Here is a 9,745-nt window from a genome sequence, read left to right as displayed (position 1 = left end):
TGATCGTGCGGGCTTTGAAGTCCGTGACGTTCACCCTTCTCACTATGGTCGAATGTGTCCAATTGAAACTCCTGAAGGTCCAAACATTGGACTTATCGGTTCACTTGCAACATATGGTCGAGTAACGGCATTTGGATTTATTGAGACTCCCTACCGCAAGGTTTCCAAGGGTCGCGTAACCGATCAAGTTGATTATTTAACTGCCGATGAAGAAGACGAGCACATCATTGCGCAAGCAAATGCACCGTTGACTGATGACAATCACTTCGCCGAAGCACGCGTACTTGTACGTCGCCGTGGTGGAGAAGTTGAATACATTCCAGCTAATGAAGTTGATTACATGGATGTTTCTCCGCGTCAGATGGTTTCTGTTGCAACTGCAATGATTCCATTCCTTGAGCACGATGATGCTAACCGTGCGTTGATGGGCTCTAACATGATGCGCCAGTCAGTTCCATTGATGCGTGCAGAAGCGCCATTGATTGGTACTGGCATGGAGTTCCGTGCAGCCGTTGATGCAGGCGATGTCGTTGTCGCAACAAAGGCCGGTATTGTTACCGAAGTATCTGCTGAAGAAGTAAAAGTTATGGCCGATGATTCAACGTATCAAACGTATTCATTACATAAGTTCACGCGCTCTAACCAAGGAACTTCTTACAACCAAAAAGTTGTTGTCTCTGAAGGTCAGCGTCTAGAAGTTGGCTCAGTAATCGCCGATGGTCCTTGCACCGATATGGGTGAAATGGCGCTTGGTAAGAACTTACTCGTGGCATTTATGTCATGGGAAGGCCATAACTACGAAGATGCAATTATCTTGTCGCAGCGTTTGGTTCAAGATGATGTTTTAACTTCAATTCACATTGAAGAGTACGAAGTCGATGCTCGAGATACCAAACTTGGTGCCGAAGAGATTACTCGCGATATTCCTAACGTATCTGAAGAAGTTCTAGCCGATCTTGATGAGCGCGGAATCATTCGCGTTGGCGCCGATGTTGTACCTGGCGATATCTTGGTTGGAAAGGTAACGCCAAAGGGCGAAACTGAACTTACTCCTGAGGAGCGTTTACTTCGCGCAATCTTTGGTGAAAAAGCTCGCGAGGTTCGTGACACATCACTCAAAGTTCCGCATGGTGAATCTGGAAAAGTTATCGGTGTAAAAATCTTCGAATCAGAAGAGGGCTTTGAACTTTCAGCTGGCGTTAACCAATTGGTTCGCGTGTACGTTGCACAGAAGCGCAAGATTCAAGATGGCGACAAGCTTGCTGGTCGCCACGGTAACAAGGGTGTTATTTCTAAGATTCTTCCAGTTGAAGATATGCCATTCCTTGAAGATGGAACTCCAGTCGATGTAGTTCTTAACCCACTTGGTGTACCTGGACGTATGAACGTCGGGCAGGTTCTTGAAATGCACTTAGGGTGGGTAGCAAAGACTGGTTGGGATCTCTCTGGAATCGATGAGGTGTGGCAAAAGCATATGCGTGCAATCGGTGCTGAAAAGGGCGCTCCTGGTACTAAGTTTGCAACTCCGGTATTCGATGGCGCACTTGAAGATGAGATTTCTGGTCTTCTCTCAAACACATTACCTAACCGCGATGGCAATCAATTAATTGGTCGCTCTGGAAAGGCTCGTTTATTCGATGGTCGTTCCGGCGAGCCATACCCAACACCGATTTCAGTTGGGTATATGTATATCTTGAAGCTTCACCACTTGGTGGATGACAAGATTCACGCACGTTCAACTGGTCCTTACTCAATGATCACGCAACAGCCACTGGGCGGAAAAGCTCAGTTCGGAGGTCAGCGATTTGGTGAGATGGAAGTGTGGGCACTTGAAGCTTACGGTGCTGCTTATACACTCCAAGAACTTCTCACGATTAAATCTGACGATGTTCTAGGTCGCGTTAAAGTCTATGAAGCGATCGTAAAAGGTGAAAACATTCCTGAACCTGGTATCCCTGAGTCATTCAAGGTACTTATTAAGGAAATGCAATCTCTCTGTTTAAATGTTGAAGTGCTTTCATCTGAAGGTGTCGCAATTGAACTTCGCGATACTGATGAAGAAGTATTCCGGGCCGCCGAAGAGCTAGGTATCAACTTGTCACGAGTTGAACCAAGCAGCGTTGAAGAAATCTGAGAGGGAAAATAACTATGTTAGATGTCAACTTCTTTGATGAATTACGTATCGGTCTTGCATCCGCTGACAATATTCGCGAATGGTCTTTTGGCGAAGTAAAGAAGCCAGAGACGATCAACTACCGCACACTCAAGCCAGAGAAGGACGGACTCTTCGATGAGAAGATCTTCGGACCAACTCGTGACTGGGAATGTTATTGCGGAAAGTACAAGCGCGTTCGATTTAAGGGAATCATCTGCGAGCGTTGCGGTGTTGAAGTAACACGTGCAAAGGTTCGTCGTGAGCGCATGGGTCACATTGAGCTTGCAGCTCCAGTAACACACATCTGGTACTTCAAGGGTGTTCCATCACGCCTTGGTTACTTACTTGATCTTGCTCCTAAAGATCTTGAGAAGGTTATTTACTTCGCTGCATACATGATCACCGAAGTTGATGCTGAAGCTCGCGAAGAAGATTTACCACAACTTGAAAAGAAGTTGGCTAACGATCGCAAGAAGATCGAGACTCGTCGCGATGTTGATCTCGATATTCGTACCAAGAAGCTTGAAGATGACACGGCAGAGCTCGAAGCAGAAGATGCTAAATCAGATGTGAAGCGTAAAGTACGTGAGGCCGCTGAGCGCGAGCTCAAGTCAATTCGTGAGAAGTCAGAGAAAGAGCTCGAGCGCATGGAGAGCGTCTGGGCTCGCTTTAAGAACTTGAAGGTTCAAGATCTTGAGGGCGATGAAAACCTCTACCGCGAAATGCGCGATCGCTACGGAATGTATTTCAAGGGTGACATGGGAGCTGCTGCAATTAAGCATCGCCTAGAAACCTTTGATCTTGCAACTGAGCACAAGATGCTCACCGATCTTTCTGAAAATGGCAAGGGCGCAAAGAAGACTCGTGCAATCAAGCGCTTGAAGGTTGTTAACGCATTCCTTACAACAAGCAATAAGCCAGCATCGATGGTTCTTGATTGTGTGCCAGTTATTCCACCTGATCTTCGTCCAATGGTTCAACTCGATGGTGGTCGCTTTGCGACATCAGATCTCAACGATCTATACCGTCGCGTTATCAACCGTAACAACCGTTTGAAGCGTCTTGCCGATCTCGGTGCACCAGAGATTATCGTTAACAACGAAAAGCGCATGTTGCAGGAAGCTGTAGATGCTTTGTTCGATAACGGTCGTCGTGGTCGTCCAGTAACAGGTCCAGGTAACCGCGCACTTAAATCACTCTCTGACATGCTCAAGGGTAAGCAAGGTCGTTTCCGCCAGAACTTGCTCGGAAAGCGCGTTGACTACTCAGGCCGTTCAGTAATCGTTGTTGGTCCACAGTTGAAACTGCATCAGTGCGGTCTGCCAAAGCAGATGGCGCTCGAACTCTTCAAACCATTCGTAATGAAGCGTCTTGTAGATCTCAATCACGCGCAGAACATTAAATCTGCAAAGCGTATGGTTGAGCGCGCACGTCCAGTTGTGTGGGATGTTTTGGAAGAAGTTATCGCCGAGCATCCAGTACTTCTCAACCGCGCACCTACTCTGCACCGACTTGGTATCCAGGCATTTGAGCCGCAACTAGTTGAAGGTAAAGCGATTCAGATTCACCCGCTCGTATGTACAGCGTTCAACGCTGACTTCGACGGTGACCAGATGGCAGTTCACTTGCCGCTTTCTGCTGAAGCACAGGCCGAGGCACGTATCTTGATGTTGTCATCGAATAACATCTTGTCTCCTGCTAACGGTCGTCCAATTACTTCGCCAACACAGGACATGGTTCTTGGTCTCTATCACTTAACAATGAGCCGCGAAGGCGAGCTCGGCGAGGGTCGTGCATTTAGCTCGATCTCTGAAGCGATAATGGCCCACGATCAGCACTCAGTCTCGTTGCAGGCAAAGATCAAAATCCGTCTTGATGACTCAACCGAGACTATCGAAACCACTATAGGGCGGGCGTTGTTTAACGAGGCGCTTCCTGCAGACTTCCCATTCGTTGACGTAGATGTCACCAAGAAGCAACTTGGTGGAATCGTCGATCGTTTGGCTGAGTTCTATCCAAAGGTTGTTGTTGCTCAGACACTTGATGCTCTGAAGTCACTTGGCTTCCACTGGGCAACACGTGCTGGAATCACAATCGGAATTGAAGATGTTGTTACACCTCCACGCAAGAAAGAGATTCTTGAAAGCTATGAAACTCAGGCCGACAAGGTTCAATCGCAGTATGAAAAGGGACTCATCACTGATGACGAGCGTCGTCAAGAGTTAATCGAAATCTGGACAAAGGCAACAGCTGAAGTGGGTAAAGAGATGGAAGAAAACTTCCCTCGCGTTAACCCAGTGTGGATGATGGTCTTTTCTGGTGCTCGTGGAAACATGATGCAGATCCGTCAAATTGCAGGTATGCGTGGTTTGGTAGCAAATCCAAAGGGTGAAATTATTCCTCGCCCAATTAAATCTAACTTCCGCGAAGGTCTTTCAGTACTTGAGTACTTTATTTCTACTCACGGTGCTCGTAAGGGTCTTGCCGATACCGCACTTCGTACCGCTGACTCAGGTTACTTAACCCGACGTCTCTGCGATGTTGCACAGGATGTAATCATCCGTGAAGAGGATTGCGGTACAGATCGCGGTCTTGTTCTACAGATTGGTGTTCGCCAAGAATCTGGCGGCCTCATTAAGTTTGACCACGTTGAAACCTCTGTCTTCGGTCGCACACTCGCCGATGATGTTGAAGTCGATGGCGTAGTTATTGCTAAGGCCGGCATTGACTTAGGTGATCGCAATATTGATGAACTCGTTGCAGCCGGTGTCGCTGAAGTTAAGATCCGCTCAGTTCTAACTTGTGATAGCAAGGTCGGACAGTGCGCAGCTTGCTACGGTCGATCCCTTGCAGCAGGTCAACTTGTTGCTGTCGGTGAAGCAGTAGGAATCATTGCAGCGCAGTCAATCGGTGAGCCTGGTACGCAGCTAACAATGCGTACCTTCCATACTGGTGGCGTTGCTGGAGATGACATCACTCACGGTCTTCCACGTATCGTCGAGCTTTTCGAAGCGCGTACTCCAAAGGGTGTCGCACCGATTGCAGAAACTGCAGGCGTTGTCTCATTCCGCGAAGATGCAAAGGGTAAGAAGATCATCGTTACACCAGATGATGGTGGCGAAGAAGTTGCTTACCCAATCACTCGCCGTCAGAAGCTACTTGTAGAAGATGGTGTTCGCGTTGAAGTCGGCCAGAAGATGGTCGTCGGAGCAATCGATCCAAAGCAGGTTCTTCGTATCCTTGGACCACGTGCAACTCAAGTTCATTTGGTAAATGAGATTCAATCTGTTTATCGCTCACAGGGCGTAGGCATTCACGATAAGCACATCGAAGTAATCGTTCGTCAAATGCTCAAACGCATCACTGTGCTTGAGGCCGGAGATGCTGATCTACTTCCAGGTGAGCTCGTAGAGCGCGGTCGCTTTGAAAATGAAAACCGTCGCGTAGTTACATCCGGTGGAAAAGCCGCCTCAGGTCGCCCAGAACTTATGGGTATTACTAAGGCATCACTTGCAACTGAGTCATGGTTATCAGCTGCATCCTTCCAGGAGACAACTCGCGTACTAACCGATGCCGCACTTTCAGAGAAGAGTGATCCATTGCTCGGTCTGAAAGAGAACGTCATCATCGGTAAGTTGATTCCTGCCGGTACTGGCCTTGCCCGTTATCGCAACATTCGTGTTGAGCCAACGGAAGAAGCAAAGGCTGCCGTTTATGCAGCATACGATGAGTATGACTTCACACCATTTGATCAACAGGGATCCGGTGAAGCCGTTCGTCTTGATGAGGTCGAAGTGCCTCGTTAATAGTTAACTTAGAAAAAGAGGCTCATTCCCACACGAGGTTGGGCCTCTTTTGCTTTGCCTGGAATCACAAACTCTTTATTTCGTGAACCCAGACTTCAATTTTAGATTGGTACTTCAACTGGATGTTTGGGAAGTCCGTCGGTAAGTAGTTTTCGAAATAATGGTGCGAGAGAACGTGGAGTGAGTACATCGGTTGTATTTTCAAGATCGTCCTGGCTCCACCAGCGATATTCGCGAATGACTCTTCGTTCTTCTTCTGAAAATCCTGAGATATCAATCTCAAAGGTAGAGGTCCGGGCAAAGAACCAGAGTTCTCGCACATCTTGATATGAACCATAGAAGGTGAAGACATGGCGGCGGTTCCAAATATGGGGACCTAATTCAAACTCTGTTAATCCAGTTTCTTCTCGCACTTCGCGCCGCGCCGCCTCTTGCGGTGTTTCGCCGAGTTCGATACCCCCACCTGTTGGGAACCAGAATCGAGTGTTGGGCTGATCTGGATCTTGACCTCTAAATAGCAAGACGCGGTTTTGATCATCGACGAGCAAGATACGTACTGTTGGTCGAATTACCGGCTCGATATCCATATGTCAGATTCTGTTGGCACTGACCGAAATCCGCAAGAAACTCATACCGATTCTGGCTTTAGCTATGGGCGAGACCCTATGACTGGGCGAGACTGAAATTCCTGGGTATTTTGACAATTAGTGACACTAATTTCTATGAGTGGTACTCATACGCTATTGTACCACCATGAGCATCATTGAGCTGAATGTGAAGGAAAAAGGCAGAACTGTCTTGCCAGTAGAACTCCAAAAAGCTTGCGGTTTTAAACCTGGTGACACACTTGTCGTCGAGGAAATTTCAGAAGGAAGATTCATTGTAGAGACTAGAGAGCGGAAAATTCAGAGTTTGTGGGAGTTGGCTGTCGCTTCACAATCGGCTCCTTCCACTGAAGATCTGCTTCATAAACGTTCCAAAGATGAGAAGAATCGTTTTGAGAGATTGAGCAATCCGACTTACTCATCCACTACTGAATCTAATAAAAGAGGAGCTGCACTTCTGGCAGCTGTTTTCGGCGAGTAATGCCTCAAGAATCACTATTAAATGCCTCTGCACTACTTGCATTAATTCTTCGAGAACCTGGTTGGAAAGTTATTGATGCCATTGCAGAATCTGGATTGGCGCTAACTACACCGATTGCGCTCGCGGAAACCCTTGAAATATGTAGACAAAAACAGACTGGTATTTCACGAGATGAAATACAAACCCTATTGAGTTTGAAGAATATTAACGTCGTACCGGTGGTTGAGGAAGATGCAGTGGAGGCTGGATATATTTATAAAAAAGCCGCGGAACATAATGTGAAGAGTAAGCGACAGATTCATGTAAGCCTTGCCGATGTCATGTTGCTCGCTGTAGGGAAACGACTGGAAACCCTCGTTGTTTTCTCCGACAATGAATGGGAACTCATAGATTTACCTGGAGTTAGAGTTCTTCCCTTTCGATAATTAGAGTTGAGTTTCAATTCTTGCAACTATGCTTGCCTTATGAGTAATGAAGAAAAGTTCCATGTTCAGCGCCATGCAGATCGCGAAGTACATGAGCGTTTAGATATTGAAAAACTTCTTGATAGCCAGTACGTATGCCATGTCGGATTCATTGACCCAGATATCAATTTGCCATTTGTAATTCCAATGGGTTTTGCTCGAGATGGCAATCGAATTCTGATTCACGGATCCACGGGCTCTCGAATCATGATGTCGATTGCTAAGGGTATTGATCTATGTGTAACCGTTACACAGCTAAATGCCATTGTCGTTGCACGCTCTGCCTTCAACTCTTCAATGAACTATGAGTCGGTAATGATTTTTGGAAAAGCGCGCGTTTTAAATGAATCCGAAAAAGAAGTCGCATTAGAGCGCATCACAACAAAATTGATCCCAGGTCTCTGGGAATACGGCCGCCCGATAACGAAAAGAGAGTCTGCAGCAACGTTAATCGTTGAGTTAAGCTTGGATAAGGTCTCAGCCAAAGCGCGTACAGGGGAGCCATCTGATGATGATGAGGACATCGCACTTCCACTCTGGGCAGGCTTATTGCCTATAAGCACGACAATTGGTCAACCCATAACAGCGACTAACGCCAAAGGTATTCCAGTCCCACCTCATATTGGGTAGTTTTTCTCCATGAAAAAAGCGCTAATAACTCTAGCTTTGGCCTGGAATCTCACTTTAGTACTCGGCGTAGTTTTTAATCAGGAGTACGCATTGACTCGCGCTGCTGGTGGTCAATTTGAAACTTTCCCCACCGGAATTCGCATCACCTACATCTTTACGACACTGCTTTTGGTGTGGCAGTACCGCACGTTTCTGAAGATCTGGGCACATCGCACAATCAATCCATACTGGTTGCCCAGACTATTCATGGTGATTGGCGTCTTAGGTACATTCGTGAACGCGATATCTCGCAGCCCAAATGAACGCTGGAACGCTATTCCAGCTTTAATAATCACATACGGGTTTTGGTCGGCGAGAAAAACTACTTCTTCAGGTTAGCGAGCCGAGCAAGTATTGGTGGATGCGAGTAATGAACCGCCACATAGAGTGGGTGTGGGTTTAAGTTACTCAACGATTCAAGTGATAGTTTTTTCAGCGCTGAATACAAGTGTTCACGCGCATTCGGGTATGTATTGAGTGAGAATTGATCGGCTTGGTACTCGTTGTGTCGAGAGAATGAGTTATTAATTAAGCCAAGAAGTGTAGATAGTGGAGTAAAGAGTAAGAAAAACGCCAACATAGACAAATGGAAACTTGGAATATCTGAACCAAGCGCCTTTGACAGATTTGGATTACTCAGTAACCAACCCATCAGAGCAAACATTATTAGAGTTTGAACATTACTGAAGGCAAACATTGTGTACACATGCTTGCGCTTGTAATGACCAACTTCATGAGCTAAAACTGCGACTACCTCTTTGATCGTTAACTTCTCTATTAAAGTGTCAAAAAGACCAATTATTTTAACTTTACCCATTCCAGAGAAGAAGGCATTCAATTTAGTAGAGCGTTTGGATGCATCCATTTCATATAGTTTGGAAAGCGGAAAACCTTGGGACTGGCAATACATTTCAATCTCATCACGCAGTTCACCTGCCGGTAATGGTTTTAACTTATTGAACATTGGCAAGAAGATTCGTGTACCAAAAACAAACATAAAGAGTGAGAAAACTGCCACTAGGAGCCAGCCCACCAACCAAAACATGCTTTGAATTTCTTGATAAATCCAAGCGATAAGGTAAAGAAGTGGCAATCCAATGAGCAAACTTAAGAGCAGTTGCTTAAACGTATCTGTTATAAAGAGTTTCTTTGTCGTTTTATTAAAACCGTATTTTTCCTCAATAATGAAAGTTGAGTAATACCTACCTGGAATCGAGCTCAAAGAGCTTATTACGATGAGAATTCCTATAAAAACGATGGTTACCAACAAATTATTTTCAATTCGCTCACGTATTTGTAAATCCAGTTTGGCAAACCAGCCGAGTATTATTGCCGAAAGAATTGCAACTGTAGTTATTACCGAGGTTAACATCTCAAATTTATATTTGTCAGTACCATACTCCATAGACTTTGCATACTCATCTGGATTATAAATCTCTGCCGCCTCTGCACTTAAAGGCGTATTTTTCGAATTTTCATTCAGGTAGTTAATTACCATACCGGCACCAAAATCAATTAATACGAAAGTGACAATACTTAGCAACAAGAAATCAGAGGTATTCATA

The 9,745-nt window shown here is 45.8% G+C and carries 8 protein-coding genes; 6 read left to right on the top strand and 2 right to left on the bottom strand.

What is annotated here, in order from left to right; genetic code table 11:
- Both Q8K48_02160 and Q8K48_02155 read left to right on the top strand, forming a co-directional pair.
- A partial coding sequence (locus tag Q8K48_02160) for a DNA-directed RNA polymerase subunit beta (protein ID MDP1851203.1) occupies positions 1-2,134 on the top strand: 2,134 nt, incomplete at its 5' end.
- Between the two features lie 14 nt (positions 2,135-2,148).
- Positions 2,149-5,961, top strand: coding sequence for a DNA-directed RNA polymerase subunit beta' (locus Q8K48_02155; GenBank protein ID MDP1851202.1), 3,813 nt, complete (start codon positions 2,149-2,151; stop codon positions 5,959-5,961).
- A gap of 101 nt (positions 5,962-6,062) precedes the next feature.
- Here Q8K48_02155 and Q8K48_02150 read toward each other — a convergent pair whose 3' ends face one another.
- A complete protein-coding gene (locus Q8K48_02150; GenBank protein ID MDP1851201.1) occupies positions 6,063-6,548 on the bottom strand; it encodes an NUDIX domain-containing protein in 486 nt (161 codons plus the stop codon).
- Positions 6,549-6,714: 166 nt separating this feature from the next.
- Between Q8K48_02150 and Q8K48_02145 the strand changes: the two genes are divergently transcribed.
- The 4 genes from Q8K48_02145 to Q8K48_02130 are packed head-to-tail and all read left to right on the top strand — an operon-like array spanning position 6,715 to position 8,519.
- Positions 6,715-7,047 (top strand): AbrB/MazE/SpoVT family DNA-binding domain-containing protein, encoded by a 333-nt coding sequence (locus Q8K48_02145; GenBank protein MDP1851200.1) that lies wholly within the window; start codon positions 6,715-6,717, stop codon positions 7,045-7,047.
- On the top strand, positions 7,047-7,472 hold the full coding sequence (locus Q8K48_02140) for a PIN domain-containing protein (protein MDP1851199.1): 426 nt from the start codon (positions 7,047-7,049) through the stop codon (positions 7,470-7,472). The genes Q8K48_02145 and Q8K48_02140 overlap by 1 nt, the downstream gene beginning before the upstream one ends.
- Before the next feature lie 39 nt (positions 7,473-7,511).
- Positions 7,512-8,141, top strand: a complete 630-nt coding sequence (locus tag Q8K48_02135) for a pyridoxamine 5'-phosphate oxidase family protein (protein ID MDP1851198.1) — start codon at positions 7,512-7,514, stop codon at positions 8,139-8,141.
- Positions 8,142-8,150: 9 nt separating this feature from the next.
- A complete protein-coding gene (locus Q8K48_02130; protein ID MDP1851197.1) occupies positions 8,151-8,519 on the top strand; it encodes a hypothetical protein in 369 nt (122 codons plus the stop codon).
- Here Q8K48_02130 and Q8K48_02125 read toward each other — a convergent pair.
- Positions 8,503-9,744, bottom strand: a complete 1,242-nt coding sequence (locus Q8K48_02125) for a M48 family metallopeptidase (GenBank protein ID MDP1851196.1) — start codon at positions 9,742-9,744, stop codon at positions 8,503-8,505. The genes Q8K48_02130 and Q8K48_02125 overlap by 17 nt on opposite strands.
- Between the last annotated feature and the right edge of the window lies 1 nt (position 9,745).

This window comes from Candidatus Planktophila sp., from assembly GCA_030681675.1.
In the GTDB taxonomy this organism is placed as follows: Bacteria; Actinomycetota; Actinomycetes; order Nanopelagicales; family Nanopelagicaceae; genus Planktophila.
This window is presented reverse-complemented; position numbering and strand designations above follow the sequence as displayed.

What these genes read in the sequence shown, in the direction of transcription:
- Q8K48_02155 (MDP1851202.1), top strand. Translation starts at nt 2,149, where the DNA reads ATGTTAGATGTCAACTTCTTTGATGAATTACGTATCGGTCTTGCATCC.
- Q8K48_02150 (MDP1851201.1), bottom strand. Translation starts at nt 6,548, where the DNA reads ATGGATATCGAGCCGGTAATTCGACCAACAGTACGTATCTTGCTCGTC.
- Q8K48_02145 (MDP1851200.1), top strand. Translation starts at nt 6,715, where the DNA reads ATGAGCATCATTGAGCTGAATGTGAAGGAAAAAGGCAGAACTGTCTTG.
- Q8K48_02140 (MDP1851199.1), top strand. Translation starts at nt 7,047, where the DNA reads ATGCCTCAAGAATCACTATTAAATGCCTCTGCACTACTTGCATTAATT.
- Q8K48_02135 (MDP1851198.1), top strand. Translation starts at nt 7,512, where the DNA reads ATGAGTAATGAAGAAAAGTTCCATGTTCAGCGCCATGCAGATCGCGAA.
- Q8K48_02130 (MDP1851197.1), top strand. Translation starts at nt 8,151, where the DNA reads ATGAAAAAAGCGCTAATAACTCTAGCTTTGGCCTGGAATCTCACTTTA.
- Q8K48_02125 (MDP1851196.1), bottom strand. Translation starts at nt 9,744, where the DNA reads ATGAATACCTCTGATTTCTTGTTGCTAAGTATTGTCACTTTCGTATTA.